The 25,720-nt window shown below is 37.6% G+C and carries 35 protein-coding genes, 2 pseudogenes and 1 riboswitch; of the genes and pseudogenes, 31 read left to right on the top strand and 6 right to left on the bottom strand.

Features of this window, described 5'->3' with window-relative positions; genetic code table 11:
- Both L634_RS31510 and L634_RS34995 read right to left on the bottom strand, forming a co-directional pair.
- On the bottom strand, positions 1–516 hold a 516-nt coding region (locus L634_RS31510), incomplete at its 3' end, for an Arm DNA-binding domain-containing protein (RefSeq protein WP_232233786.1).
- Positions 517–582: 66 nt separating this feature from the next.
- On the bottom strand, positions 583–732 hold the full coding sequence (locus L634_RS34995) for a hypothetical protein (RefSeq protein WP_232233816.1): 150 nt from the start codon (positions 730–732) through the stop codon (positions 583–585).
- 217 nt (positions 733–949) lie between these two features.
- Here L634_RS34995 and L634_RS34430 point away from each other — a divergent pair, with 217 nt between their 5' ends.
- Positions 950–1,378 (top strand): hypothetical protein, encoded by a 429-nt coding sequence (locus L634_RS34430; RefSeq protein ID WP_232233814.1) that lies wholly within the window; start codon positions 950–952, stop codon positions 1,376–1,378.
- 45 nt (positions 1,379–1,423) lie between these two features.
- Here the strand turns inward: L634_RS34430 and L634_RS0121420 are convergent, their stop codons facing one another.
- Positions 1,424–1,783, bottom strand: coding sequence for a response regulator (locus L634_RS0121420; protein ID WP_026584213.1), 360 nt, complete (start codon positions 1,781–1,783; stop codon positions 1,424–1,426).
- Between the two features lie 54 nt (positions 1,784–1,837).
- Positions 1,838–1,920: riboswitch (cyclic di-GMP riboswitch) on the bottom strand.
- A 414-nt stretch (positions 1,921–2,334) separates the two neighbouring features.
- Between L634_RS0121420 and L634_RS0121415 the strand changes: the two genes are divergently transcribed.
- Entirely contained in the window at positions 2,335–2,595 is a 261-nt protein-coding gene (locus L634_RS0121415) for a hypothetical protein (RefSeq protein WP_026584212.1), read from the top strand.
- A gap of 8 nt (positions 2,596–2,603) precedes the next feature.
- On the opposite strand, the gene L634_RS33975 is transcribed toward L634_RS0121415, so the two are convergent.
- Positions 2,604–2,747, bottom strand: coding sequence for a hypothetical protein (locus L634_RS33975; RefSeq protein ID WP_198029807.1), 144 nt, complete (start codon positions 2,745–2,747; stop codon positions 2,604–2,606).
- A gap of 204 nt (positions 2,748–2,951) precedes the next feature.
- Between L634_RS33975 and L634_RS0121400 the strand changes: the two genes are divergently transcribed.
- The 3 genes from L634_RS0121400 (at position 2,952) to L634_RS0121390 (ending at position 5,926) form a co-directional block, all read left to right on the top strand.
- The gene (locus L634_RS0121400; RefSeq protein WP_026584211.1) at positions 2,952–4,439 is read left to right on the top strand and encodes a phospholipase D-like domain-containing protein; all 1,488 of its coding nucleotides are present in this window, start codon (positions 2,952–2,954) and stop codon (positions 4,437–4,439) included.
- Positions 4,440–4,663: 224 nt separating this feature from the next.
- Complete coding sequence (locus tag L634_RS34805) at positions 4,664–5,068, top strand: CBO0543 family protein (protein WP_332249059.1); 405 nt, start codon at positions 4,664–4,666, stop codon at positions 5,066–5,068.
- 174 nt (positions 5,069–5,242) lie between these two features.
- The gene (locus L634_RS0121390; protein WP_019381529.1) at positions 5,243–5,926 is read left to right on the top strand and encodes a DUF421 domain-containing protein; all 684 of its coding nucleotides are present in this window, start codon (positions 5,243–5,245) and stop codon (positions 5,924–5,926) included.
- Positions 5,927–6,049: 123 nt separating this feature from the next.
- Here the strand turns inward: L634_RS0121390 and L634_RS32910 are convergent, their stop codons facing one another.
- On the bottom strand, positions 6,050–6,208 hold the full coding sequence (locus tag L634_RS32910; RefSeq protein ID WP_019381530.1) for an aspartyl-phosphate phosphatase Spo0E family protein: 159 nt from the start codon (positions 6,206–6,208) through the stop codon (positions 6,050–6,052).
- A gap of 172 nt (positions 6,209–6,380) precedes the next feature.
- On the opposite strand from L634_RS32910, the gene L634_RS0121385 reads away from it, so the two are divergent.
- The gene (locus tag L634_RS0121385; RefSeq protein WP_019381531.1) at positions 6,381–6,563 is read left to right on the top strand and encodes a DUF3954 domain-containing protein; all 183 of its coding nucleotides are present in this window, start codon (positions 6,381–6,383) and stop codon (positions 6,561–6,563) included.
- A gap of 7 nt (positions 6,564–6,570) precedes the next feature.
- Here L634_RS0121385 and L634_RS33970 read toward each other — a convergent pair whose 3' ends face one another.
- Positions 6,571–6,744 (bottom strand): hypothetical protein, encoded by a 174-nt coding sequence (locus L634_RS33970; RefSeq protein WP_019381532.1) that lies wholly within the window; start codon positions 6,742–6,744, stop codon positions 6,571–6,573.
- A gap of 163 nt (positions 6,745–6,907) precedes the next feature.
- On the opposite strand from L634_RS33970, the gene L634_RS0121375 reads away from it, so the two are divergent.
- From L634_RS0121375 to L634_RS34985, 25 genes and pseudogenes are all read left to right on the top strand, one after another.
- Positions 6,908–7,375, top strand: a complete 468-nt coding sequence (locus L634_RS0121375) for a LuxR C-terminal-related transcriptional regulator (protein WP_026584210.1) — start codon at positions 6,908–6,910, stop codon at positions 7,373–7,375.
- A 129-nt stretch (positions 7,376–7,504) separates the two neighbouring features.
- On the top strand, positions 7,505–8,101 hold the full coding sequence (locus L634_RS0121370) for a hypothetical protein (protein WP_026584209.1): 597 nt from the start codon (positions 7,505–7,507) through the stop codon (positions 8,099–8,101).
- A gap of 432 nt (positions 8,102–8,533) precedes the next feature.
- Positions 8,534–9,268 (top strand): phage terminase small subunit, encoded by a 735-nt coding sequence (terS, locus tag L634_RS0121360; protein ID WP_026584208.1) that lies wholly within the window; start codon positions 8,534–8,536, stop codon positions 9,266–9,268.
- Positions 9,249–10,190: a PBSX family phage terminase large subunit gene (locus L634_RS0121355; protein ID WP_026584207.1), complete on the top strand. Its 942-nt coding sequence runs from the start codon at positions 9,249–9,251 to the stop codon at positions 10,188–10,190. The genes terS and L634_RS0121355 overlap by 20 nt, the downstream gene beginning before the upstream one ends.
- A gap of 14 nt (positions 10,191–10,204) precedes the next feature.
- Positions 10,205–11,707: a phage portal protein gene (locus tag L634_RS0121350; RefSeq protein WP_026584206.1), complete on the top strand. Its 1,503-nt coding sequence runs from the start codon at positions 10,205–10,207 to the stop codon at positions 11,705–11,707.
- Positions 11,707–12,807, top strand: a complete 1,101-nt coding sequence (locus L634_RS0121345) for a phage minor capsid protein (protein ID WP_026584205.1) — start codon at positions 11,707–11,709, stop codon at positions 12,805–12,807. Before L634_RS0121350 ends, L634_RS0121345 begins: the two co-directional genes overlap by 1 nt.
- 99 nt (positions 12,808–12,906) lie before the next feature.
- Entirely contained in the window at positions 12,907–13,485 is a 579-nt protein-coding gene (locus tag L634_RS0121340; RefSeq protein ID WP_026584204.1) for a phage scaffolding protein, read from the top strand.
- 19 nt (positions 13,486–13,504) lie between these two features.
- A pseudogene (locus L634_RS34990) lies at positions 13,505–14,466 on the top strand (major capsid protein).
- 17 nt (positions 14,467–14,483) lie between these two features.
- Positions 14,484–14,690, top strand: coding sequence for a hypothetical protein (locus L634_RS31490; protein WP_034263010.1), 207 nt, complete (start codon positions 14,484–14,486; stop codon positions 14,688–14,690).
- Positions 14,691–14,692: 2 nt separating this feature from the next.
- Positions 14,693–15,067, top strand: a complete 375-nt coding sequence (locus L634_RS0121325) for a hypothetical protein (RefSeq protein ID WP_026584203.1) — start codon at positions 14,693–14,695, stop codon at positions 15,065–15,067.
- Positions 15,061–15,399 carry a putative minor capsid protein gene (locus tag L634_RS0121320; RefSeq protein ID WP_026584202.1) on the top strand — a complete coding sequence of 113 codons (339 nt, stop codon included), beginning with the start codon at positions 15,061–15,063 and terminating at the stop codon, positions 15,397–15,399. Before L634_RS0121325 ends, L634_RS0121320 begins: the two co-directional genes overlap by 7 nt.
- Positions 15,396–15,746, top strand: coding sequence for a minor capsid protein (locus L634_RS0121315; RefSeq protein WP_026584201.1), 351 nt, complete (start codon positions 15,396–15,398; stop codon positions 15,744–15,746). Before L634_RS0121320 ends, L634_RS0121315 begins: the two co-directional genes overlap by 4 nt.
- A gap of 20 nt (positions 15,747–15,766) precedes the next feature.
- A complete protein-coding gene (locus L634_RS0121310; protein WP_026584200.1) occupies positions 15,767–16,165 on the top strand; it encodes a phage tail terminator protein in 399 nt (132 codons plus the stop codon).
- A gap of 101 nt (positions 16,166–16,266) precedes the next feature.
- A complete protein-coding gene (locus tag L634_RS31485; protein ID WP_232233811.1) occupies positions 16,267–16,626 on the top strand; it encodes a phage tail tube protein in 360 nt (119 codons plus the stop codon).
- 34 nt (positions 16,627–16,660) lie between these two features.
- Complete coding sequence (locus L634_RS0121300) at positions 16,661–17,044, top strand: hypothetical protein (protein ID WP_026584199.1); 384 nt, start codon at positions 16,661–16,663, stop codon at positions 17,042–17,044.
- A 6-nt stretch (positions 17,045–17,050) separates the two neighbouring features.
- Complete coding sequence (locus L634_RS0121295) at positions 17,051–17,650, top strand: Gp15 family bacteriophage protein (protein ID WP_026584198.1); 600 nt, start codon at positions 17,051–17,053, stop codon at positions 17,648–17,650.
- 6 nt (positions 17,651–17,656) lie between these two features.
- Positions 17,657–19,855 carry a phage tail tape measure protein gene (locus tag L634_RS32295; protein WP_051428385.1) on the top strand — a complete coding sequence of 733 codons (2,199 nt, stop codon included), beginning with the start codon at positions 17,657–17,659 and terminating at the stop codon, positions 19,853–19,855.
- Positions 19,852–21,327 carry a distal tail protein Dit gene (locus tag L634_RS0121285; protein ID WP_026584197.1) on the top strand — a complete coding sequence of 492 codons (1,476 nt, stop codon included), beginning with the start codon at positions 19,852–19,854 and terminating at the stop codon, positions 21,325–21,327. Before L634_RS32295 ends, L634_RS0121285 begins: the two co-directional genes overlap by 4 nt.
- 3 nt (positions 21,328–21,330) lie before the next feature.
- Complete coding sequence (locus tag L634_RS0121280; RefSeq protein ID WP_026584196.1) at positions 21,331–22,530, top strand: phage tail spike protein; 1,200 nt, start codon at positions 21,331–21,333, stop codon at positions 22,528–22,530.
- Between the two features lie 235 nt (positions 22,531–22,765).
- Positions 22,766–23,413, top strand: coding sequence for a hypothetical protein (locus L634_RS0121275; RefSeq protein WP_026584195.1), 648 nt, complete (start codon positions 22,766–22,768; stop codon positions 23,411–23,413).
- 12 nt (positions 23,414–23,425) lie between these two features.
- Positions 23,426–23,731, top strand: a complete 306-nt coding sequence (locus L634_RS0121270; RefSeq protein WP_026584194.1) for a hypothetical protein — start codon at positions 23,426–23,428, stop codon at positions 23,729–23,731.
- Positions 23,732–23,770: 39 nt separating this feature from the next.
- Complete coding sequence (locus tag L634_RS0121265) at positions 23,771–24,052, top strand: hemolysin XhlA family protein (RefSeq protein ID WP_026584193.1); 282 nt, start codon at positions 23,771–23,773, stop codon at positions 24,050–24,052.
- 2 nt (positions 24,053–24,054) lie between these two features.
- Entirely contained in the window at positions 24,055–24,306 is a 252-nt protein-coding gene (locus tag L634_RS0121260) for a phage holin (protein WP_026584192.1), read from the top strand.
- A 121-nt stretch (positions 24,307–24,427) separates the two neighbouring features.
- A complete protein-coding gene (locus L634_RS0121255) occupies positions 24,428–25,117 on the top strand; it encodes an N-acetylmuramoyl-L-alanine amidase (protein ID WP_026584191.1) in 690 nt (229 codons plus the stop codon).
- Between the two features lie 439 nt (positions 25,118–25,556).
- Positions 25,557–25,720, top strand: a pseudogene (locus tag L634_RS34985) (DDE-type integrase/transposase/recombinase); the annotation flags it as partial.

Below are 25,720 nucleotides of genomic sequence, written 5' to 3'. Positions count from 1 at the left end.
ATGATATGGAGATTTTTTAGCTGTATCCATGAAGATTTCTACTTCATCTCTTGATAAATAATTGATTTTTTCTTCATCCTCAACTTTGATCGATATCCCTTGATACTTATTATGTGTAACCATTTCTAGTTCAACAGCTTTATTGATTGCNGTACAAAAAATAGAATGAATCGTCTGAATGGTTTTTTTAGCGTATCCTTTTTCAACTAAGGTATTAATAAATTTTTGATATTCTATCCGTGTTAACTGATTCATTTTATAATTTCCAAGGCTTGGGATAATATGATTATTGATATACCAAGATCGATTAAATAATGTTCTTTCTGCGCATTGGGCTCCATAAATTTCTAACCATTCTGTAAGCCAATCCTTTAGTATAGTTTCGCTATTCGCAATAACAGAATGTTGCCGGAGATAAAACTTTTTCTCCACTTCAGCAGCTTCAATCTGTGCCTCTTTTTTCGTTCTAAATCCACTTTTACTTTTTTCTTTCGGTTTTCCAGTAGCAGGGTCTATATATTTAATTCTGTATTGCCATGAATTACCCCTTTTTTCTGAAACTAGCCATAAATACCCACACCTCTATATGTACGTATGTAATTTTTCGAAAAATAACATTGAATTGATTCTACTCCCAAACATTGCTAATCTCTTTTCAGCAAACTCATAAGTTACCTTGAACATTTGTGCAACTAGTTTAATAGTCTCTCCTCTTGTGGGAGGAAATGTCATTTGTATTAACATAAAAGTTGGTACACAGAAATGATAAGAAAAATAGTTGGCTTGGAATACCTGGCCAAGCCAATACGTACGGAAATGCTGCCAGATTGGTTTGACGATGACCAACAGCATGAAAAGCCTAAACTTTTATAGAATGAGCAGGAACTTGCCAAGAAGAAGGCAGATTTGCAAGAAAAACTAAAACTTTTAAGGTCGGGGAGTTGATACTATGGGGATCCTTTATGAATCCGTTATGCAGCAGAAAAGGAATATCCTCATCAAGAGATTATCAGAATTGAATATTTCTAATGCTCAATCGGGAAAGAGAATCCATGAATGCGATTACGAGGAACTTAAATATGAACTTGACTTCCGTCTTTCCGTGAAATTGGCGCAGAGGCTGTCGAAAACACCTGGTTCTGAAAGGAGAATAAACATGACCATTACAAATGTTAAGCCGGTTACAAGATGCCCTAAATGTTTGGCCAACGGAATGGTAATAGGAAATCGCAATAACATCTTATTCGTGGAATGCAGGGACTGCAACAGACGCTGGAATACTTACTCAAAGACTTGCAAGATTTGTGGAAAGCCAAATTATTTCTACGTTGAGGGGCCATGCGTGAAATGTTATTCTGAAAAACACAACACAGTATGATTTTGAAAGCAGCAACTAAAAAAAAGACCTCTATAAAGAGGTTGTTTAGCTGACTAGCTTATTTAATGCTGGGATTAATTCATTGAAGTATGGTTTTACAATAAAATCCCTGGCACCATAATTTAAAGCTTCCACGATTAATTTAGATTGTCCCATTGCGGAGCATATAACAACTTTTGCATTTGGATCAAGGTTGTTAATCTCTTTTAAAACAGTCATTCCATTTTTACATGTCATTGTTAAATCAAGAAGGACTATATCAGGTGAAGCCTCTTTAAAAAGTGAAATAGCTTCACAACCGTCCGTTGCTTCGGCAATTACTTGATAGTTACCTTCAGCCAAGGTCCTTTTAAGTATTTGCCTCATAAACATTGAATCATCAGCAATAAGTACTGTATTACTCATTTCAAACTCCCTTTTTTGGATTTGGCAAATTTATAAGGGATTTTCGAGATAAATCTCGGTAACCCGGCTGCCATAGCGAATGCCTTAGGCCCGTGGCTTTGCGTCTTTTACTTTCGTAAAATTTGCCATTGTAGGTATATTAGCATGAAACTTTTACAAAAAACAACAAAATACGACAAAAGGACTATAAAAAACTATTGAGGATTGATTTACATTCAGGGCAGGTTATTTGATCAGCCGGTTTAAATTGAATTTTCTTAAGGTCTGTTCTTGTAAATGTTGAAAAAACATTATATTTAAAATCACATAAACAGACACTTTGATTTTTAACAATATGTAATAACTTTGATTCTTTGCATTTTATTGTTGGATAAAGCATGTTATCACCTTCGTCTAGCTAAATTAGGCAAATTAGAAAGGTAAGGTCTTTAGAAATTAAAATATATCAGAAGACAATAAAGGGAAATTTACCTAAATGCCATGGTAACACACCCTTTGGAATATTGAACCGAGCAAATTTCCTATGAATTAGTACCCGAGAGGTGAGGAATTTGAAGCAGTTAGACTTATTCTCTTTTGCCCTTGAGGATCAGATCACTGATCTAGAACAGGGCGAGGAGATGGAATTTTTTAGAGGGAAGGAACGGCTACTTATCCGGAAGCATGAGAAGTACCAGGGCGTTTGTCATTATCAGGGGCCGGGTTTTCAAGGTACAGCCTTTCATCTTAATGAATGGGAAGGATTAGATTTGTTTGTTGCCAAGATAAATAAGTGGCTGGAAGAGTCATCGTGGAATGGAGCACAGGGATAAATAACTTATCATAAATCACTTAGCATAATAGCTTCGGATAAAAGCACAATATCTGATCGGATTAGATCCATAATTTTCTCATCATTGCATCTAAAATAATCATCAGCCAATTTTGTAAGCTCCTTTAATAAGGGGAGTGAAAGTTGATCCAATGCTAATCTCCTTTCAGAATTATTAGGATACTTTCTATTATGTATCAGTTCAATAGTATTACAATAACTTCGCCAAAACTTTACAAAATAAGTCTTTATAAGACAGGGAAGCAAAAGAGTAAACTAGGTATTCTTTCGATTTCTAAAAGTATACTCCCTACATTTTTTGTAAATATTAAGAGAAAAACAAGGGAGGATTTTTAGTTGGAATGGATTTTGTTTCTATACCTGATAAATGCGTTCTTTATCTTGATCATAGCAATTTGGGAAGTGCGTAGGCCTGCCAAGGCTTTGAATTGGATAATAATCGTCCTTCTTTTTCCTATCATTGGTTTCTTGCTTTATCTTAGTATATCAAATCCTAAGTTTATTCATCGGAAAAGATTGACCTCTTCTAAAAGTGAATCTAATAAATTACCTGATACATTTGGTGATTCAGCATCGGTAATCGCCGATGCTTTACGGCACTTCACTGTGAATGGGCTACGAACGGGCCAAGTCCAAGTATTTGACAATGGAATAGCAAAATATGAACAACTCATTGAATCCCTCCAAAAAGCCCAAAAAACGATTGATCTGGAATATTTCATATTTAGGAATGACCAAATTGGTAGTAGCATCACGGAACTACTAATCGAAAAAGCAGTAAACGGAGTGCGGGTTCGTTTTATGAGAGATGGTTTGGGGAGTTATAAATTTCCGCGTGAAAAAATCCGACAGATGGTCGAAGCAGGGATAGAATGCAGGACAATATTTCCTTTACGATTTCCTTGGATCTTTTCTTATTGGAATTATCGGGATCATTGTAGAATTGTCACAATTGACGAAAAAGTAGCTTTTACTGGATGCATGAACGTAGGATATGAATATACAGGATTGAAGCCTGACGTTGGCTTCTGGCGGGATACCCACTTGCAAATCATAGGAGATGCATTGGTCGATTTACAGACTGTCTTTGATGTTCATTGGAATATGGCAGTGCCGGAAAAAATAAAATCAAAAACTAACCCGAAAACAAAGTCTGATGTAATCAATCCAATCGGAAGAGAAGATCATGTCGGATGGTCAGCCGAATTGGGATCGGAGTTGAGCACCCTAGATTATAATGAGATAGACATATCGCCAAAAACAAGGACCTTGCAAAAAGCGTATATCCATACGTTGGAAGGAAACCCTGGAATTCCTACCCCATTTATTCGTCAAACTTACTTTATATGTATAACACAGGCGACTAAGACTATTGATATAACAACACCCTATTTTGTACCGGAAACAGATATTATCATGGCATTAAAGACAGCAGTAGCTCGAGGTGTGAGCGTAAGATTGCTGGTTCCTCGCCACAATAATCAAAAAATCGTGGAATTTGCAAGCCGTACTTATTATGGGGAACTTATAGAAGCTGGTGTACAAATCTACCAGTACGACAAAGGAATGATTCATACCAAGGTGTTGACTATAGATGAGGAGATTGCTGCCGTAGGCTCAGCAAACTATGATATGAGAAGTTTTCGCCTGAATTATGAGGTATGTCAAGTCTTGTACAGTACTGATGTGGCGAGGGAACTCACAGATCAGTTCGAACGTGATCTAATGGACTCTATTCCATTAAATATTGAAGACTTGCTGGAACGCCCCCTGACCGAGCGCATTGTTGAACAGAGTGCCCGCCTGCTTTCTCCATTATTATAAGTTGATGTATTCTGTTTTTATTGTTCTATCTTAAATCTAGATTTAAAAAATTTCATTGTTTTTATCATTTGAAAAAAGTCGAAAACCCGTGTTAGAAGAACTTTCAACATGGGTTTTTTTCTTATTTACGATGGAATTCATTACTAAAAAACGGTAATACTAAAAAGGCAGCTCAAAGAGTTTGAATTCAAAAATATCTGTTACCTTTTAATTTAAATATAGGGGTGATATCAATAGATAATATATTTGAAAATCTTAATGAAATACGTTTATTAGAAGATAAGCTGTATCATTTAGAATTAAATGGTTGGCTAAAAAATGAGTTTTTAACTTGGGAATGGTGGATACTAGTCGTTTTTTTAGTTGTGCCTTGGGTTATATGGGCTAAACTTGTTAAACGAGACATTATTTTAGAAATTTTGTTATTTGGTACCATAATTATCTTGACAACAACCTTATTAGATGTAGTTGGTGCACAATATAGTTTTTGGGATTACCCCATTGCATTCCTACCTTTTATTCCTCGGGCCTTTCCTTTTGATTTTTCAATGGTACCTGTAGCTTACATGTTGTTATATCAATATTTTAGCCCAGATCATTATGGCACTAACATATGCCTATATAGGTGAACCCTTTTGCGAGTGGGTCAAACTTGTTAATTATTTAGAGTGGAGATACAGATATTCATTCATATATTACATCATTGTTGGAATTGTAACTCGAGCTTTAATACTAAAACTAGCCTCTTTATCTAAACCTCAAGATCTTACAACTAAGTAAAATTTAAATTGGAGGAAAAAACTTTGGAAGAAGTTAATATTGGTTTACTGACGATCAAAGTCATCGTTGGTTTTGCAACTTTATTTTTTATCATTATCATAACAGGCAGAACATCCATCTATCAGTTAACCCCGTTTCACTTAGTTTTTGTGTTAGTACTTGGAGATTTTTTAGGAAATACCATTTATGAAAATAAGGTAGGGATTTTTCACTTTTTATATGCCATCGGATTGTGGACGCTTCTCATGTTGGGGATAGAGTTCTTGACTCTAAAAAATAAATCGACACGTTCTCTCTTATTGGGCGATCCTAACATCATTATTCGGGATGGTGTAATGGATAGAAAGTTACTTAAAAAGAACAAATTGGATGTAAATCAAGTATTAAGTATACTTCGACAAAATCAGGTTTTTTCTGTTCGCGAAGTCAAATACGGTATATTGGAAGCTAATGGGCAAATAAGTATATTATTACAATCGAAGTATCAAAAACCAGACAAGCAAGATCTCAGTCTTCTAGAAAGTTCAGTATACCTCCCAACAGCGTTAATTATAGATGGGGAAGTATTAAGGGATAATTTACATGAACTCGGATTTGATCAACAGTGGTTAGATAATCAATTAACTACCAATGGCTATGATAATGTTAAACGTATACTCTACGCAGATTGGCGAGAGAATGAAGGAATTCATATTAGTCCATTTTAAAATTCTATTAGGATATTAGCATATGTTTGTGAATGGCCATTTGGATTTTAAATATTAATTAGTGTTTTTATAAAAAATGAAACAGAGAATTTGTATCTCGACTCTTATTTGAAATTTAAAATGTTATCTGCATTTTGATTGATACTTGAAAATTAATTTATCAAGAGATTGACTGTTTCTTATAGTTTCAGGGTCATCTAACCCTTTTCTTAATCCGGTTTCCAAAAGCACTTTTCTATAAAATTTAATCTTTTTTCTAAGCTCTCGGCAGAAACGACACATTATTTTGCTCCTTTAAATAATAAAAGTCCAGGAACCATTATTACAGATAAAGGAAAAACATTAAATGATTTCGACAAAACTTGTCAAAAAACGACAAAAATTAGTAATAAGAAAAAGCCAGGATTTCTCCCGGCCGACCTAATATAATTTTAACACATGGGAGGGGTTCCTGGTGAAAACCAATATAGAAAAAATGACAGCTGAAATCGATTTAATGAAAAATGCAGTGTATATCGTAAAAGACGGCCATCTAGTATTAGCCGATACCCCGCCAAAAGGGTATGGTAAACAAGTGATTTCCTGGCAATCAGGGAAGCCTTCTCATTATGAATTGAATTATTCGATCAAGTTATAGGTACAATTTATTTACCCCATAACTTTCTAAGATTAATTGGCACAATTTCAGTACCGTTTATTTGTTTATGTATTATTGGGTTTGCAAAGGGATCGTGTGTGAAAGTATTATCTAGTTCATTGCTGGAACGGGGGCGTACATCAACACCAAGGACACTTCGAATCATTTTGTGGTATGTCATAGCTGTTCATCTCCTTTGTATTTATTAGATTTATTATTTTTAATTGCTCAATAAAAAATTCATAAAAAAACAAAATAAGTCTACTGGAACAACCAGGGGCACTGAATGGCGTATTAAGCGTTGTTTGGTGTCCATTTTTATTTTATCCAAAGGAGTGTTTTTAATGAAAGAAGCTGCCAGCAAACAAATTGAATCCATTCTTAAGGATTACCATTGGATGATGAACTCTATAAATGTACTCAGGGACTCAATGAAAGATGCTGGAGAAGGACTCACAGCTCAATATGGAGATGTAGCGGGGATGCCAAAGGCCCAAGGCACCACAAGCGATCCTGTTTATAGAGAGTGTGTTCGCAGAGAGAGAAGATATTCAGTTATTCATAAGTACGAGGCAAAGATTTCTATTATTCAGGATCGGATGCATCTTATTAGGGATGATCGGGAAATTGAGGTTCTTCATTGGTTGCTTGAGGGCAAAAGTTATAGATGGATTGCTAAGCATATGGGGTTGTCTCATACCCATATCGGACGTATTAAAGATTCAATTGTTAAGAAAATGGGTAATTATGTTCCAAATGGGACAGACGTTACAAATGATACGAAATTGCGAATGCATAAATCTGCTTGCTAAACTTGAAGGCAGGACGGGGAGGCGGTTACGAACTGCTTCCTCTATTCTTGTTGGTTAGTTTGACTTGTAGTAAAATGGCTGCAGGAAAACATCTCCTTAAGTCGAAATTTAGATGAAAGGAGAGTGTTTATGAACTTTGATACTAAGTATTTAATACGCTGGGGTATTCCAGGTTGGATTATGGTAATGGTTTTGTTACCGTACTTTATAGTTATATACTTTGACTTTTTATCAAGTCATGTTTCAACTGCATCTGATCTCTTAGCTATAGGAGCTGTATTAACGGTATTAGGTGTGCCATTAGGGTATTTGTTGAACCAAATTCACCACTCCTTATTTTGGGTCTTACCAAAATGTTGGAAAGGTACATGGAGTACTTACTTTGATGAAGAAATAAAGGTTGATGAATATTTTGATAAGGATGAGAGTCATAAAGATAAAAGAGAAAGATATAGATACTTATTATCAAGAAAACATGAACTTGGCGGAGTGGTTGTAAGTTTAGGTATATCTGGTTTCGTAATCTTATTAAGGTGCATTTATCTACTGATATTTAAAAACCTCCACTTATGGGAAATATTCTATTTTGCAATTGTCTTAACATTATTTCTTATTTTGTGGTTAAGTAGAAATTACTCCAGTGAAAACATTGAAAAATATCATGATTATTATTTGAAACAATCTCATTCAAGAGGAATCCTTTTTATTGAGAAAGAGGATGGTTAATATCAAGTTAGCTCATATTAAGAACAGATTTCTGTATTAAATTATTTTGCATTAAACGTATTCGAAACGAATACATTGTATTAGAGAACGAAAAGTTCAACGCAAAGATTAACGAAAGGTACAACGAATGCTAAAACGATGAGCAAAAAAAAGAACAGAGACTGCACTCCCTGTTCTTAAAAAGAATTAATTATTTTTGTTCAATTTTTAAGGTTATCTTTAACCCTTTTGAAATTATCAATAAAAGCAGGATAACTAGAAATGTTGTCATAATATTCCCCTTTCCTTAAGTTTAGTTTGGTTCAAATAATGTATATGTTTAACAAAGGGGATTATGATTCTTTAAGATATTTCGAAAAGCATCCTTAGGGGTGCTTTTTTTCTTTTCCTCCAAAACAAACATAAATACCTGGAGGTGGCAGGTGATGTAGCATGGCTGAAAAGTATGTCCAAGCTGAAAAAGATTACGTTAAAGGGATGAAGTACAAGGACATTACTGAAAAATATCAGGTGTCATTAAATACCGTAAAATCATGGAAAAAGAGATATGGCTGGAATCGTGATAGGGGTGCACCCAAAGAAAAAAGTGTGCACACAAAAAAGCGTGGTGCTCCTAAAGGCAATATTAATGCAAAAGGTAATAGAGGAGGAGCTGCGCCGAAAGGAAACTCCAATGCAGTTACCCATGGTTTATTCTCTAAGTTCATTCCAAAGGAATCATTAGAAATTTTGAACCATATTCATGAGCATTCCCCAGCTGATTTAATTTGGGATCAAATACAGATTCAATATGCTGCCATAATTCGTGCGCAGAGAATTATGTTTGTTGAAAACAAAGACGATATCACTAAGGTTTTAAAAAAGAAAAAAGACTCTGATTTAGCAGAGGAAAGAGAATGGGAATATCGATTCGCTTGGGATAAGCATGCTAACTTTTTAAATGCTCAGTCCAGGGCCATGGGTGAGCTGCGTTCGTTGATTAAGCAATTTGATGAGATGGCACACATTCAGGATGAGCGCAGGCTAAAACTTGAACTTATGCGGGTTAGTATCGAGAAAACTAAAGCTGAAATAAAACAAGAAGGCGGAGATGCCAGTAAGATCGTTATCGTTAATGACAAAGAGGCAATGAGGAAGGCGTTAGAAAATGACAGTCAAAACAATTAATGTCATGGACCTAATGAACGTGAATTTCTATCCCCTCTGGCTTGCTGACCAGTCTCATATTGTCGCTAAAGGCGGCCGTTCCTCAATGAAATCCTCAGTGATTAGTCTTAAGCTTGTGGTCGATTTTTTGGAAGATGACCTGGGCAATGTCGTTTGTTTAAGGAAAGTTGGAAAATATCTATCTACTTCCATTTACGAGCAAATAACTTATCTGGATGATAAAAAAGGTTTCCTATCTGAGCAGATGATCCGGAAGATTGAGAAGTACAAGGAAAATGATGAGGATTACTGGCGGTGGATGTATGCGGGTGAGGTTATAGGCCTTGGAGATATGGTTTACAACATGGCTCATTTTAAAGAAATCGATAAGCTGCCAAAAGATGATGATTTAATTCTTATCGACATTGCGATCGATACTGGGCACCAGGTGTCTGCTACCACTTTCTTGGCATTTGGTTTTACGAAAAAACGGAATGTTATTTTACTTGATACCTTTTACTATAGCCCGGAAAATAAAGTCTTAAAAAAGGCTCCCAGCGAGCTTTCAAAGGATTTAAAAGAGTGGATGGATAAAATCCAACAAACTTATAAAAGGCATTTGGATATGCAGACAATTGATTCTGCTGAAGGAGCATTGCGGAACCAGTTCTTTAAGGATTATGGCATCCGGCTTCATCCGGTAGTAAAGAAAAAGAAAATAGATATGATTGACAACGTCCAGGACCTATTGGCTCAGGGGCGTTTTTTCGTGCTTAAAAAAGCAGCCAATGAGGTTTTCCTTACTGAGCATAAAAAATATCAATGGGATGCTGATACATTGCAAAGTGATGATCCTAAAGTCATTAAAATTGATGACCATACTTGTGATGCCTTCCAGTACTATGTTCAGGACAATTTGAGGAAGCTTGGATTGAAATATTAAGGCGGTGACAACTGATGTTTAAAAACATGCTGGCCCGCATAAGGCAGGTGATGTACAGAATGGGATTGATTAAAGGTATTAAGAAGTTGGCTGATCACAAGTATATCCAGATCAATGAAGATTTCTACAAAGATATTGGGAATTGGAAAGCTCTCTATAAAGGGTATTTTAGCGAATGGCATGATATCCGATATACAACAATTGCGGGACCGAAAAAACGTCGAATGGCTTCCTTGAACATGCCAAAGGTGGTCTCTCAGGAGCTAGCAACATTAATCTTTAATGAGCGCTGTGAAATTAATATTTCTGATAAGACACTAGCTGAGAACATCCATGATGTTTTTAAGAATAATAATTTCGTTAAGAAGTTCCAAGATTACTTAGAATTCATGTTTGCTATGGGTGGTAAGGTGATTAAGCCTTATGTTGAAGATGGAAGGTTAAAGCTTTCTTATGTGACAGCAGATTGCTTTATACCAATTAGCTGGGACCATAACACTATTAGAGAGGCTGTTTTCCTAAATGAATTCTCCAAGAAAGGAAAGAAATACACTCACCTTGAATGGCATTTGTGGGATGGAGAGACCTATTTAATCCGGAATGAAATTTATGAAAATAATACAGGCGAAGAATTAGGAGTAAAGGTTTCACTGAAGCAATTTTTCCCCAATCTTGAAGAGGAAATTAGGATATCCAATTACAAGCGACCGGGGTTTGTCTACTTTAAGCCAAACATAGCCAATAACTTGGATACAGCAAGCCCTTTAGGAATTTCCATTTTCGCCAATGCGCTTGATACGCTGCATTCCCTGGATATTGCTTTTGACTCTTACCAACGGGAATTTAGGCTTGGGAAAAAGCGGATTTTAGTACCTGATACAGCTATTCAAACAGTAATTGATCCAATAACTGGTCAGATGCACCGTTATTTTGATGCTGAAGATGAAGTTTACCAGGCTTTGGCGTTAGGTGATATGGATGCCAATAAAATAGCAGACATTTCAGCAACACTTAGGGTCGAGGAACATATTTCAGCGATCAATTCTTTGCTCAATGTCTTGGCAATGCAAATAGGCTTCTCTTCCGGTGCTTTCACTTTTGATGGCCAGGGAGTCAAGACAGCAACAGAGGTTGTTTCGGAAAACTCTAAGACCTTCCGTACGAAGCAAAGCCATGAAAACCTCATTGAAGCGGGTATTCAGGAACTAGTGGAATGTATCCTTCAGGTCGCTGAGCTATATCAGTTATTTAGTCGGCCAGAAGGCGAATATGAAGTCACGGTTGCTTTTGATGATTCGATAGCAGAAGACCAAAACGCAGAGATTGCAAAGCAGGTTCAGTTGGTTACTAATCAGCTGACTTCTAAGAAAAAGGCGATTATGAAGATTCATGGCTTTTCAGAAGAAGAAGCTGAGCAGTTGCTGAAGGAAATTGCAGAAGAAAATGCAACAGCAACGGCTGAAGCAATTGATTTCTTTGGCATTAACAATAATAGACAAGACCAGGGTGAGACCTAATGGAACCACTAAGGCAGCAGCAATTAACCACTTCTGTTGTTGAAGTCTTTCTATCCATCGAGGAAGAAATTCTTTTAAACATTGCTAAGCTCCTAAAACAAGGAAAAAGCCTGCTGGAAGAAGATGTGGAAAGGTGGCAAACAGAAAATCTTGGACAACTAGGAAAATTAACACAGCAAAATATTATAACCATAGCTAAATATGCGGAACTTTCGATTGAAACAGTAACAAATATGCTTGAAGAAGCTGGCTATGAAGCTGTAACTGATTCAGAAATGGAATTGATCGAAGCTGTTGCTCAAGGAATCTTGCTGCAACCTTCTTTACCTAAAGAAAGCCCTGTTCTTGAAGCGGTATTAGTGTCTTTTCAAAGGCAAGCAAGGGAAAATTTCAACCTGATCAATACAACCATGTTAGATCAGTCTCAGCAAATATATTTAAATATCTTGAATGAAACAACAGGAAAGGTCCTCACAGGCACAAAGACACCAAGACAAGCACTGGCAGAGACAGCTGCAAGGTGGGCAGAACACGGGGTTCCTGCTCTTATTCGAAAAGATGGGGTCAAGATGTCGACCGAAGCCTATGTATCAATGGTTACAAGGTCAATGTCAATCAGTGTTGCCAATGAAATGCAATTTGCTCGAATGGATGAATATGGCGCAGATTTGGTTGAAGTCAGTTCCCATATGGGAGCAAGGCCGAAATGCGCAAAGTACCAGGGGAAAATCTTTTCAAGGTCAGGGAGCAGTAATAAATATCCTCCTCTCTCTTCTACTAGTTATGGCGAACCCGATGGACTAAGGGGAATCAATTGCCGGCATGTTTTTTATCCCTTTATTGAAGGTTTTTCAAAGCGTGTATATAGGCCTTATCCAGCAGCAGAAAACAGAAGAATTTACGAAGAAAGCCAGAAACAGAGGCACTTAGAAAGGGAAATCAGGAAAGCTAAAAGACAATTAGCTGTTGCAGAAGCCCTGGGTGAATCTGAAGCCATAGATGCTGCTAAAAAGAAAGTACGGCAGCGACAAGCTAACATGAGAGCCTTTATCGATGATACAGGCCGAACAAGACGATATGAGCGTGAAAAGGTTTATTAATATGTTGCGTCTTTTTAAAGGTTAGACGCCATAAAGAAACGGAACCTTTTTGCGTGAGGTGTTACACGCTAAAAAACATTAAAAAGGAGATTAAAATAGATGGATTTAAAAGAATTGCTTGGAGAAGAACTTTATAAGCAAGTCATAGAAAAAACGGGAGATAAAAAGATTGCACTTGTTTCTGATGGCAATTGGATTCCCAAAGAAAAGTTTAATGAATTGAACGAAAACACCAAGGACCTGAAAAAGCAATTGAAAGATCGCGATGCTCAATTAGCTGAACTTGGCGAAAAGGCCAAAGGTCATGAGGAATTAACAGCCAAGATTAATGAATTAACAGAAGAAAATAAGAAAACTGCAGCTGAATATCAGCAAAAGCTTGATCAGCAGGCTTTTGATTTTGCATTAAAGTCTGCTTTAACAAATGCCAAGGCTAAAAATCCTAAGGCGGTTGAGGCTCTATTAAACAAGGAATCTATCAAGTTGGATGGAGATAAGCTCCTAGGCTTGGAAGATCAGTTGAAAGCATTGCAAAAAAGCGATGCTTATTTATTTGAAACAGAGCAGCAGCCAAGTAAGCCAACATTTTCACAAGGGCAACACCAAACGACTCCAGGTGGTGAGCCTAGCACTCTTTTAGATGCACTAAATCAAAGGTTTTCAACAACCAATAATTAAGATTAGGAGATGATTGTTCATGCCAATTACTCTAGAGCAAGCAAAGGTTGGAATGGCAGACCATATTGACCAGCAGGTTATCGATGAATTTCGTCGTGCTTCTTTCCTTTTAGATCAGTTAACATTCGATAATGCTGTTTCACCTGGTACAGGTGGATCAACTTTAACTTACGGTTACACTCGTTTAAAAACTCCTTCAACTGCTGGGTTCCGTGAGATTAACAGCGAATACACAGCAAATGAAGCAGACCGCGAGAACCAATATGTGAATCTAAAAATCTTTGGGGGAGCGTTTAAAATTGACCGTGTAATTCAAGATACTAGTGGTCAAATCAGCAGCAAAAAATTAAAGGAGCGACCAACCTGTTTCATTACACTGTAATTAATGGTGATTCAGCTGTCGATTCTAAAGCATTTGATGGGTTAGACAAGGCACTTACTGGTTCTAATACGGAATTAAACACTGATTCTGTAATAGATCTTTCAGATGAAGCAGGCTTAGACAGCAAGAAGTTTGCTTTATTGGATGAAATCGATAATTTCTTAGCTGAACTAGATGGCCGGCCAACCATGCTGATGGGGAATAGCAAATTAATCACAAAAATCAAATCAGTTGCCCGCCGGGCTGGTTATGCAACAAAGTCTGAGGATGGCTTTGGACGTACCGTAACAGGGTATGATGGAATCCCACTAGTTGATCTTGAATATTTTTATGATGGTACTTCAACCATTCCAGTTGTTCCAATCGTTAACCGTACGGTTGGTACTCAGCAAACAGAATTAACAGATCTTTATGCTGTTTCCCTTGGCATGGATGGATTCCATGGTGTTTCGCCTACCGGTAATAAAGTGATTCGTACTTTCTTGCCTGATTTCAACTCTCCAGGAGCGGTTAAAACAGGTGAGGTAGAAATGGTGGCTGCTGTTGCCCTTAAAGCTACCCGAAAAGCAGGTGTTCTCCGTAATATTAAAGTTCAATAAAGGAAGGAGCTTTTTTTATGGCTAAAATTAAAAGCCCTAATCCTAATTACAACGGGAATAGCGCTTCCCTTCAATTTGTTAATGGAGAAGCTGAAACCGATAATAAATGGTTGCTGGAGTGGTTTAAGAATAAAGGTTATACGGTTGAGGAATCTAATGAACCTAAAAAGAAGAACTCAGGGAAAACGGAAGCTAAAAAGCCTGAAGGTAAAAAGGATGCGTAGTCATGCCTTATATTGATCAGGCTTTTTATAATGATGTTTACAAAGGTACTCCAATGGATGCTGAAACCTTCACAAAGTTAGAAAAAAGGGCTTCAGATGTCGTTGATGTGCTAACAAATTATCGCTTAGCCGGGGTAGATCTTTTACTTGAGCCAGAACTAATTCAAACCAATGTTAAAAAAGCTGTTGCAGCCCAAATTGAATATATGTATTCGGAAGGTGGGGAATTGTCAGTTCATGGCGGTTCCCCTTCTTCAGTTAGTATAGGCGGCTTTAGTTATACAGAAGGATCCGGTGTAAAAATAGTTTCTGAAATGGCCCGCAGCTATTTAAGGCCAACGGGATTGCTGTACATGGGGGTTGGGGTTAGATGCTAAGAATCAGGCCGATTCCTCGGAATCTATTAATTCATGAAGCAACTTATGAACAGTTTGAAGAAAATGGGCGGTATGGTGAAACCTATTTACCTGCCGTAATCCTGAAAAACATCAGGATCAACTTTCAAAAAAGCTTTAGCCGTGCAGGAGATACAGAAAACAAAAGTGTTAAAGCCCTAATGTTCTTTGACCAAAAGAATTCAAGTTCTTCAGGCATATTCGAATTCAAGGAAAAATCAAAGGTGACTTTCCAGGGCGTAACAATGCAAGTTCAGCGTATCAATCCTATTTATGCCGAAACCTTTCATCATTATGAGGTTGAGTTAATATGATCAGTTTCAGCGTGAATCTGGAATTGGGTAATATCCAACAGCGAGTTGATGAAGCAGTAAATGCCGGGCAGAAACAGTTGGATCAGGAAGTTTTGAAGGGATCGAACTTTTTCATTCCTAAAGAAACCGGGGAACTTGAAAAATCCGGGGTTAGGCATTCACAGATCGGAAAAGGAAAGATTATTTGGGATACGCCATATGCCAGAAGACTTTACTATAACCCACAATATAACTTTTCCAAAGACACAAACCCAAATGCACAAGGCCTTTGGTTTGAAGATGCAAAGGCCCGGTTCCTTCGTGATTGGATTCGAATGACACAGCAGGACATTGATCGGCACTTGTAAGAAAGGGGTGAATTTCCCCTATGCCTTCAGATTTCATTGACGATTTGGCAAATCATATAGAATCAAAATTAACCTTGTTCGATTCCTTGACCGTTGATGTTCTCCCGGAAGATCTGAATGCAATCACAATCAGGCGAACGCCTTCTTCACCAATTGGGCGCTATATGGACAGTTCAAGGGAATGGGTGATTGCCTTTCAAATATTGGTGAAGCACCAGAACCAGGGGCAAGCCATTGATACCATAAACGAATTAACCGTTTTTCTTGATGGATTAGGGCCAAAAGCAATTACTCCTGCTGATGGTTCCTATCAATTCATTAAGTCAGAGATATACACAATGCCCTTGCTAGTCGAAAAAGACAGCCGGGGCAGTTATATCTATTCAGCGCTATTTAACGCCACTATAACCAAGAATTAAAGGAGGGCATTTTGATGGCAGGATTCACTTTGAATTCAGCTCATACTTTTGAAATTGAAACAACCCAGACAAGTGACGAAATGTCACAAGTTTGAGCGCGTGTGGCAGCAGGAATCAATACCTTTGATCCACAATGGAATGAAGAAATTGACCAAACGCCTTATTTAGATGGTGATGGATTCGGCTCATCTGATGTTACTGCAGCACAGCTTGTTATTGTATTTGAGGGCCATAGGAAATATGGGGATGAAGCACAAGATTTCATTGCCGGACTTCAAACAGAACTTGGAGAAGGGCGTAAAACCCTATTCCGTTGGACAGATCCAGAAGGTGATTCTTATGAAGGACCATGCACTGTTGCTAATATTGTCGGTGCTTCAGGGGCTGCCAATGAGAAAAGCACGTTTAGTTTTGAAATCCATTTCAATGGAAAGCCGACTTATACCCCAGCTACACCATAATTAATAAAAAAATAATGAAAGAAAGGGATCTAAAATGGCAATTAAAATTAATGTTCAAAAGGCTTATGAAGAAGTGGATATTGCGGGAAAGGTTTATGTTATGGATCTGAACGATCATAAGCTTCAGGAATATACCAAAGCTTTCAAAGAGTTCAGGAAAGAATCCCTAAATCTTTCCGAAAAAGATTTTGCGGATATGACTGAAGATGAACAGACGTCAGCAGAAAGAAAGAACCTTGAATTAATGGAAAAGGTTGCTGATCTACTTCTGGGTAAAGGTTCTTTTCAAAAGGTTTATAGAGATACCGGGAAATCATTGATGATTATGGCTGATATTTTGCTTCAACTGATGGATGTTGTGAACGGTAAACTAGAAACCTTCAAGAAAAGAGAAAAAACCTATTACACAGGAAAATAAAAGCCTATGAAGCTTACTGAACGGTTTACTGATGAAATAGAATACAAGGGCCAAACAATAAAGCTGAATTTAGCATTTGATAATGTCCTAAGAGTAAGGGAATTACTCCAAGATGATGTTTTTTCAGGTGCTGAAAAACTGCTGATATTGTTTGAAATGCTTGTTAAAAATGCCAATGGGTTGAACTTCTCATTCAATGAAATTAATCAACTCATTGGCTTTATTTTTGATGAAATCTTGTTCCCTAAAAAGGGCAGCGATGGGAGAAGTCACTTTGACTTTGATCAAGACGCTGCCTTTATTTATGCTTCATTCCTGCAAGATTACAAGATGGATCTCTTTGAAATGCAAGGCAAACTTCATTGGGAAAAGTTTTTAGCCCTATTAGAAGGCTTGTCTGATGATACCAAGTTTAAAGAGGTTGTATCAATCAGGGCACAAAAGATCCCAGCACCGACTAAATACAACCAAGAAGAACGAAAGCGACTAATTGAACTAAAGCGGATTTATAGGCTTAAAAACAAAAAACCCTCACTTGAAGAAGCTGATGCAGTTTTAATGTCCATTTCTAAGGCTTTAAAGAAGTCCTACAAAAAGGGTAGGTGAAGGTAAATGGCTGCTGATGGGCGCATAGTTATAGAAACTGCTTTAGATAGCAGTAATGTTGATTCAGGGTTACGGCAGATAGAAAACAGGGTCCAAAAGCTTGGTGAATCAATACAATCTGCCGGGGACTCTATGACAAAAGCGATAACAGTTCCCCTTACTGCAATGGGAGCTGCCGGGATTGCTGCTGCATCTTCTGTCAGTGATGCCCAAACAAAGATTAGGAACAGTTTAGGTCTAACTAAAGATGAAGCTGAAGCACTAACCCAAACAGCCAAAGGGATCTATTCAGATGGATTTGGTGAAAGTCTGGATGATGTTTCAAACGCATTAATTCAGACCAAACAAAATATTAAGGGGTTAGATGAAGAAGATCTTGCAAATGTTACGAAATCAGCAATGAACCTAGCCCAGACTTTTGATGCTGATGTAAATGAGGTTACAAGGGCCGGTTCCAACTTGATGAAAGGTTTTGGGATTGATTCAGAAGAAGCTTTCGATCTCATGGCACATGGCGCACAGAATGGCCTGAACTTCTCTAATGAAATGTTTGATAATCTAAGCGAATATGCGCCACTCTTTGGGGAAATGGGCTTTTCGGCTTCTGAATACTTCCAACTCTTAGAACAAGGTAGCAAAGCCGGAGTTTATAACCTTGATAATATTAATGATGCAATGAAGGAATTTCAAATTAGGGTTAAAGATGGTTCAAAATCCACAAGTGATGCAATGGGGCAAATGTCCGAAAGCACTCAAAAGGTATGGAAAGACTTTTTGGCTGGGAAGGGAACAGTAAAAGATGTTCATAACGCAGTCATTGCTGAATTGGAGGGGATGGATGACCAGGTAAAGGCAAACGAAATAGGGGTTGGTCTATACGGCACGAAATGGGAAGACCTTGAAGCTGATGCTATGTATGCCCTTGGCAATATTGATGGTGGGGTTAAAGGTGTCAAAGGTTCTATGGATGAAATGAACCGGGTTACCGAAGAATCCTTTGGAACCAAGTGGAAACAGTTCACAAGGGAAGCCTTGCTTGCCCTGGAACCATTAGGCAAGGTACTGCTGGACTTTGCTATGGTTGTTCTTCCTTATGTATCACAAGCGATTCAATTCGTTTCTGATGCCTTTGCGGGCATGGATCCTGTTATGCAGGCCATTACAGTGGGGATAGGTCTTATTGTTGCTGCAATCGGCCCTTTCTTGACGATTTTGGGCATGATGATTGGCCCTATTAGCAATGTGATTAATGTCCTTATGAAATTAAGGCCCATGTTCACCGTAATCAGAACAGCCATGCTTGCCCTTACCGGCCCGGTTGGGATTATTATTGCTGTTGTAACAACTTTGGCTATTGTAATCTATCAAAATTGGGATCAAATAAGGGTATGGACAATTGAAAAGTTTACTGAAGTTAAGAATTTCCTTTCGAATTTCTTTGATTTAACAGAAAGGCTTTTTAAGCTTGCTGTTGAGTTTATAAAAACTACCTACACCAATGGTATCCAATACCTGAAAGTGAAATCAGTAGAAATTTTTACTTCTGTAAAAACATTTATATCAAATACTTTTGATAGTATAAAAACCAAGATTTCTGAAACAACTGAAATAATCCGTTCAACTGTTTCAAGCAAATTCCAGGCTTTGCGGGATGCAGTAAGAGAAAAACTCCAATCTGCAAAAGAAAAAGTCATTGGAATTTGGGGAGAGGTGCAAGGTTTCTTAGAAGGAATCGACTTATACAGCATTGGATCAAACATAATTCAAGGGCTCATTGATGGGCTTTGGGGAAAATTCAGCAGCTTAATGAGTACAGCAAGTGAAATTGCAAACAGCATTACCAAAAAGATAAAAGGTGCTTTAGATATTCATTCCCCTTCAAGGGTGATGATGGAACTTGGTGGGTTTACAACAGAAGGCCTTGAAGAAGGTATGCTTGCAAGGTCAAGAAATCTTGAAAAAGCTGCTGAACAGATCGGAAACATTGCTATTGAAGGAGTAAAAGGGTCGACACTTTCAGGAAGATCAGTTTCAGGTTCAAATTCCTATTACACAGATAACAGCAAATACAATGTAATCCTTGAATATAAAGGGGGTACAGGAAGAACAAGGCAGGAGCTACTTGAAATGGTTGATATGATTGACAGAGAGCTAGAGCGAAGAAAGAGGATTAACGCCAGGGCAAAAGGGGTGATTTTAACTTGATCACATTCAATGGGGTTAATTTAAAAAATGCAGTTCCTGGCTTGCGGGTAATCAGTGCTAAGCGCGATATTCTTCCCCCAAGGGTAGTGAATATGATTGATGTTCCTGCCCGTATGGGGGCATATTTTTTGAATGTGAAGAATGGTGTCAGAACTTATACTGCGACTATTACCATTACAGGAAACAGCCTTGAAGATATTCGCTTTAAGGTTCGTGATCTTGCAGAAATCTTGAATACTGATGGTCTTGCTTCATTAGTCTTTGCTGATGAATCCTACAAAACCTTTATGGCAATTGCTGTTGGAAATACTGAACTTGATGAAAAAGAAGTTCTTGCAAAAGGTTCTATTACCTTTTTTATTCCTGATTCTGTTGGAAAAGGGGCAACGGTTAGTAGCAACCTTGGAGCAGCGGGGCAGGTTCATTCTATTGTGAATAACGCAAATAGCCCAGCCTTTCCTATCTTCAAAGTTGATTTCAATTCTGACGCGCAATTTTTTTCAATGATCAGTCCTGATGGGTTTGTGCTTATTGGTGATCCTGCTGGGGTTACTGAAATTACTAAAAAGCCTTTGGAAATGGTTCTAAATGATAAAGCTGAAGATCTAACACCATGGAGTTCGGCAGGGGCGCAATTAGATTATGAATATGCCGTAAATTCAGGAACAATGGCTGTTATATCAGATACTTTTGGCGGTGGGTTTAAGTTTAAGCCTTCGGATTATGGTGATGATGCTGCAAACGCAGGTAAATGGCATGGTCCAGCAATAAGAAGATCCTTACCTTCACAAATTCAAGATTTCAGGATTGAACTTTCCATTGAATTAAGATCAAGTGATTTAGAAACAGGCCGGATTGAATTTGTATTCTTTAATGCTTCTAACGTTGCCCTTGGCAAAATGGTTCTTTGGGATCGTTACCCAAAAAGCGAACTAAACACAGGGCATATATATGCAGGAAACATTCAGGACCAGCACACCTTAATCGCTTCAATGGGGCCAAAAAAATATGATTGGAATCAATTCTTTGGCAAATTGAACATAAGACGGGAAGGAAATCAATGGGAAGCTTCAATTGTACAAACTGATTATTCGGGGCGGTACAAATATGGGACACACCTTTACAAGCGAGGCTTTTTAAATCTTTTTAATGATCCTATTGCTTCAATTCAAGTACACATATCAAAATACGGTTCTACACCTGCTGCTGATATGTCTGTTCGTGATATTCGCATTCAAAGAATCAATCAAGTTCTAACTGAAGAAGTGCCAACTTTATTTGAAGCGGGTGATCAATTAATTATTGATCATGAAAAAGGAGCTTGTTTTCTGAATGGGCGTTTTTTTAATCAGCACCTTGATCCGGCAAGCAAGTTTTTCAGGCTTATTCCTGGAACTACCCAGGTAACAAGCAGGACAACAGATGAAGCCAATACAACGATTCAAGCGGAATTTGTGGAAAGGTGGATTTAAACCATGATCTTTATTTTAGACAATGCAGAAAATGTGGTAGCATCTTTAAACAATGATGTTCCAGATGCTTGCCCATTTTTCAATGATATTATGACTGAACGCTTGAATGATGGATACCTTGCATACGAATTTGAAGTTCCTGCTGATCACCCTGATTCTGAATACCTTGTTGAAGATGGTTATCTAATCCGAAAAGGCTTAGATGATCATCTTCTTTTATTTCAAATTTCAAGGATAGAAGAATACCGTGATGACCAAGGTTTGAAGAAATATATTTATGCTGAATATGGTTGGGAGGAACTGAATAAAACGATCATTAGGCCTTCTTCATTCTTTGGAAGAACAGCAGAAGGTGCCATGAATGATGCCTTACTCGACACACGTTGGGAAGTAGGAATTGTGGAATGGTTTGGCACAAAAGATTTTTATTTTGATAGTCATATCACTTCTCTTGCTTTCCTTCATGAAATAAAAGATGCCTTTGGCGGTGAACTTCGTTTCAGGGTAGAGATGCATAATGGGAAGATTTCAGGAAGGTTTGCAGATCTTCTTATAAAACGAGGTGAAGATGCCGGGAAAACCTTCACCTATGAAAAAGACCTTGTTGGTGTTAGAAGAATTGCCGATAGATCGACTGTATTTACGGCCCTGATCGGTGTTGGAAAAGGGAATGAAACCGGGGTGACATTAAACTTTTCAAATGAAGTAAGATCAAAGGCTTCCGGTGATGCTTTTGACAAGCCAGCTGGTCAAGATTGGGTTGGTGATCCTGAATCCCTGCAAAGATGGGGGCATAGGGATAAAAACGGAAATCTAAAACATTTATTCGGAACTTTTGAATATGATACTGATCAGCCTGGGGTCCTTCTAGATAGAACTTGGGAAAAACTTCAGGAAATCAAGAATGGGGTAATGAACTATGAAGTGCTTGTTGCCCTTCTTGAAAACGTTGAAGGGTATGAGCATGAAAAAATTCGGATTGGTGACACGGTTCTTGTTCAGGATCTTTCTTTTAAGCCTGCATTAATGCTTAAAGCTCGAGTTCTTGAAATGACAAGATCCTTTACTAATCCTGAAAATGACAAAGTTGTCCTGGGACAATTCCTTCCTGCTGTTTCAAATGCTGATGAAAATATAAAAATGCTGCAATCTGTTCTTTTAAAAAAAAGAAAAGGAATGGGAGAGGGTTCCGGGTGCAAATGAAATAACCTATACAGATGGAAATACAGTAGAAAGCCTGAAGCCTGCACAAGCTGGGGCTGATGTTACTGGGGATAATACTGCAAAAAATACCGAAAATGTAGGTTCTACACCTGCTGCTACAATAGAGCAGAATGCAAACAATGCAATTCAAAAGGGAGTTGCTTATACTAACGGTTGGAATTTTGACGATGCAAACGGGGTGACAATTACCCGGTCAGACAACTTGGTTCGGGTTGTGGAAAGTGCAACAGACGGAATTAAAATACAACGCCGGGATGATGTACTATCCGCATGGCAAGATGTTTTCTTTGTAGATACATTAGGAAAGCTGCAAATTGCAGGTGATCTAGTCGGTGGGAGTAGTATTGACGTTTCAACAGATGTAAAAGTAGGTCAAAACGTTTATCTGCAACATGCCTTTGAGGATCGATTCAATGAAAAGGGAGTTATTTTTTATGATCCTGCACTAGGTGGCGGTTTTGATACAAGGATTGTCGGAACATACCTGAAGTTAGATATAATATGCAACAATCTTATTTCTTTATATACAAGTATTTTTGATGTATATGCTAGCACGTTAAGACTCCAAGGAGATACACAACTTTTTATCAATTCTAAACAACCAAAGCAAAGCGTGCCAGAACAAGGTTTTTGCGGTGTCGGGGGAATGGATTCTGCCGGAATAACGACTGCTGTCGCTGGAACAGGAGTTAATTTTAAAGTAAAAAAAACCTATACACCTTCATCAATCACACTTTCAGCAACATCAAGCAATGCATCGCCTACAACGATAAATATAACGCCAGACGGATTTTGGCTGTATGTTAATGGGAATGGTGTTGATGGAGGCTACTATTATTGGCGCGGAACCTATCAAGCATAAGGAGTGAAAAATTTGATAAAAAAATTGATAGACAAAAATTTGACTATCCAATGTAAAACATGTGGATTTGAAAACAACATAGATGTTACTGGAGTAAATAAGCAGTACATTGCTGAATTTGAAGAGTATGAAAATCTTGCTGTGGTATGTCCAAACCCAGAATGTAAAAGTATTGAAGTTTTCAATATGAACATTCCAGTCAATGATACTGATGAACCTTTTGAGACAGGAGAATTGCCTGTTGAAGAAGAAATCCAGCGATATTATTTAAGGTTATTAATACGAGAGATTCGAGAAGATTTTGTAGGTCTTACGTAAGGCATGGCTTTTTTACTTTCCTTTAAGGGGGGATGATGAGTGTCACAGGAGGCCGATGCAGTGGATATCTGGAAACAGAAAATCCAAAATGATTTAGCTGAATTGAAGGAGAACGACGAAAAGCAACAAAGTGAAATTAATGAATTAAGAAGAATCACAGACTTTCATGAAAGAGACATTAAAGATATAAAAGACACACTCAGGGAAATTAAAGATGACACAAAATGGTTACGGCGATCGATTACAAATGCGCTCATTGTGGCATTAGTCGGTGGAGCTGTGGCTATTTTTTATGCAGCAATTAAGATGGGAGGAAGCTAAAAATGTACGAACAACCGAAAACTTGGAAAGATTGGGCCATCCTTTTAAGCGGGTGGCTTTCTTTATTTGCCCTAGGATTAAAGGCTGTTTTCAGTGTAGACATAACTCCCTTTGCCAGTGAAATTGCTAACTTCATTTTATTGACTATTTTCATTGCGGTAAATGCCTGGACAGTATGGAAAAACACATATGCCAGCAAAAAAGCAAAACAACAGAAAAAGGTGCTGCAAGCACAAGGCTTGATTAAGAAATAAGCTGCCCATTGGGTGGCTTTTTCTTATGTATTGAAAGGAATGATTGTTATGTAAGGGAAAAGGGAGGTAGAAAATGCAGCTAATTTCGTTTAAGTAAAAAAATAATTAGAGGTGATTGAACATGGTAAAAATATTTATCGATCCAGGTCATGGTGGATCAGATCCAGGCGCAGTAGGTAATGGACTTCAAGAAAAGAATTTAACATTACAGATTGCAACTCGCATTAAAGATATTTTAACCCTTGAATATGATAATGTTTCAATTCATATGAGCCGTAAAGGAGATCAAACTGTTTCCTTATCTGAACGTACAAATGCTGCCAATGCATGGGGGGCTGATTTCTTCCTGTCAGTCCACATTAATACAGGTGGAGGAACTGGCTATGAAGACTATGTTTACCCAGGTGTATGGGCGCCAACAACCACATATCAAAATAATATCCATGCTGAAGTAATTAAGTTGGTTGACTTCTATGATAGAGGCAAAAAGCAAGCAAACTTCCATGTACTACGGGAAACAAGCATGCCAGCACTTTTAACGGAAAATGGTTTTATTGACAATACTAATGATGCTGCTAAATTAAAATCAAGTACTTTCATTGAAAATCTTGCCCGTGGCCATGTAAATGGAATTGTGAAGAGTTTTAACCTTCCGAAGAAAAGTGCAGCAGTTTATCACACTGTTGTTTCTGGTGATACTGTTTATTCCTTAAGTAGGACTTACGGTAGCACTGTACAGCAAATTAAAGATTGGAATAACCTTGATGATAATTACACTATTTATGTAGGACAAGTACTTCGAGTGAAATAGATTGAAATAACCCTTCTCATTCGAGAGGGGTCTTTCTCTTATAAACTCCTGTTTCATTAAATTGTTTAACGAAATTAGGGAAATAGCGAAAGTTTCTACCTACAACCTCAGAAAATTCCCCTTGATCAAACTTTGGAAAGTGATTCAAATGCTCACAATGAAGATGAGTAAGGTAGTACATTGAATCCATAATAACTTTTTCACCTAACTTTAGTTCTTCCATACATAGATTACAATGCGGAATCACGTAACCATTATTATCGTATATTCTCATATTAAACACTCCCCTTCATTCTGTCGTATTGTCAAAACTTCTATAAGAAATAGGTTATAAAATATCTCCATAGAGGGCTTTATAGGCAAAAAAATTGCCACCCCCTAAATTCTTTGGATAATTGAGGTTACCACACACCCAACAACCAAGAATGGAAGTGACAATTTGTACCCTCAAATTATAACCTATTTATTAACTTTTATAAACTATCAAGAACAACTCATTCGAACATTGCTTACTTTATTGATTGGTAAAAGCATGTTCGTTAAACCTACTGAACAGCCCGTAAATAAACCTTATCGAAAACTTCAAGTGGATGACCTTCCGGT

Source organism: Bacillus sp. J33 (genome assembly GCF_000518885.1).
Classification (GTDB): domain Bacteria; phylum Bacillota; class Bacilli; order Bacillales; family Cytobacillaceae; genus Cytobacillus.
This window is presented reverse-complemented; position numbering and strand designations above follow the sequence as displayed.

What these genes read in the sequence shown, in the direction of transcription:
- L634_RS0121315 (WP_026584201.1), top strand. Translation starts at nt 15,396, where the DNA reads ATGATCAGTTTCAGCGTGAATCTGGAATTGGGTAATATCCAACAGCGA.
- L634_RS0121345 (WP_026584205.1), top strand. Translation starts at nt 11,707, where the DNA reads ATGGAACCACTAAGGCAGCAGCAATTAACCACTTCTGTTGTTGAAGTC.
- L634_RS0121340 (WP_026584204.1), top strand. Translation starts at nt 12,907, where the DNA reads ATGGATTTAAAAGAATTGCTTGGAGAAGAACTTTATAAGCAAGTCATA.
- L634_RS34430 (WP_232233814.1), top strand. Translation starts at nt 950, where the DNA reads ATGGGGATCCTTTATGAATCCGTTATGCAGCAGAAAAGGAATATCCTC.
- L634_RS0121350 (WP_026584206.1), top strand. Translation starts at nt 10,205, where the DNA reads ATGTTTAAAAACATGCTGGCCCGCATAAGGCAGGTGATGTACAGAATG.
- L634_RS0121320 (WP_026584202.1), top strand. Translation starts at nt 15,061, where the DNA reads ATGCTAAGAATCAGGCCGATTCCTCGGAATCTATTAATTCATGAAGCA.
- terS (WP_026584208.1), top strand. Translation starts at nt 8,534, where the DNA reads ATGGCTGAAAAGTATGTCCAAGCTGAAAAAGATTACGTTAAAGGGATG.
- L634_RS0121310 (WP_026584200.1), top strand. Translation starts at nt 15,767, where the DNA reads ATGCCTTCAGATTTCATTGACGATTTGGCAAATCATATAGAATCAAAA.
- L634_RS0121255 (WP_026584191.1), top strand. Translation starts at nt 24,428, where the DNA reads ATGGTAAAAATATTTATCGATCCAGGTCATGGTGGATCAGATCCAGGC.
- L634_RS32295 (WP_051428385.1), top strand. Translation starts at nt 17,657, where the DNA reads ATGGCTGCTGATGGGCGCATAGTTATAGAAACTGCTTTAGATAGCAGT.
- L634_RS0121295 (WP_026584198.1), top strand. Translation starts at nt 17,051, where the DNA reads ATGAAGCTTACTGAACGGTTTACTGATGAAATAGAATACAAGGGCCAA.
- L634_RS33970 (WP_019381532.1), bottom strand. Translation starts at nt 6,744, where the DNA reads ATGACATACCACAAAATGATTCGAAGTGTCCTTGGTGTTGATGTACGC.
- L634_RS34995 (WP_232233816.1), bottom strand. Translation starts at nt 732, where the DNA reads ATGACATTTCCTCCCACAAGAGGAGAGACTATTAAACTAGTTGCACAA.
- L634_RS32910 (WP_019381530.1), bottom strand. Translation starts at nt 6,208, where the DNA reads ATGTGTCGTTTCTGCCGAGAGCTTAGAAAAAAGATTAAATTTTATAGA.
- L634_RS0121280 (WP_026584196.1), top strand. Translation starts at nt 21,331, where the DNA reads ATGATCTTTATTTTAGACAATGCAGAAAATGTGGTAGCATCTTTAAAC.
- L634_RS0121260 (WP_026584192.1), top strand. Translation starts at nt 24,055, where the DNA reads ATGTACGAACAACCGAAAACTTGGAAAGATTGGGCCATCCTTTTAAGC.
- L634_RS31490 (WP_034263010.1), top strand. Translation starts at nt 14,484, where the DNA reads ATGGCTAAAATTAAAAGCCCTAATCCTAATTACAACGGGAATAGCGCT.
- L634_RS0121325 (WP_026584203.1), top strand. Translation starts at nt 14,693, where the DNA reads ATGCCTTATATTGATCAGGCTTTTTATAATGATGTTTACAAAGGTACT.
- L634_RS0121375 (WP_026584210.1), top strand. Translation starts at nt 6,908, where the DNA reads ATGAAAGAAGCTGCCAGCAAACAAATTGAATCCATTCTTAAGGATTAC.
- L634_RS0121300 (WP_026584199.1), top strand. Translation starts at nt 16,661, where the DNA reads ATGGCAATTAAAATTAATGTTCAAAAGGCTTATGAAGAAGTGGATATT.
- L634_RS0121355 (WP_026584207.1), top strand. Translation starts at nt 9,249, where the DNA reads ATGACAGTCAAAACAATTAATGTCATGGACCTAATGAACGTGAATTTC.
- L634_RS0121420 (WP_026584213.1), bottom strand. Translation starts at nt 1,783, where the DNA reads ATGAGTAATACAGTACTTATTGCTGATGATTCAATGTTTATGAGGCAA.
- L634_RS0121370 (WP_026584209.1), top strand. Translation starts at nt 7,505, where the DNA reads ATGAACTTTGATACTAAGTATTTAATACGCTGGGGTATTCCAGGTTGG.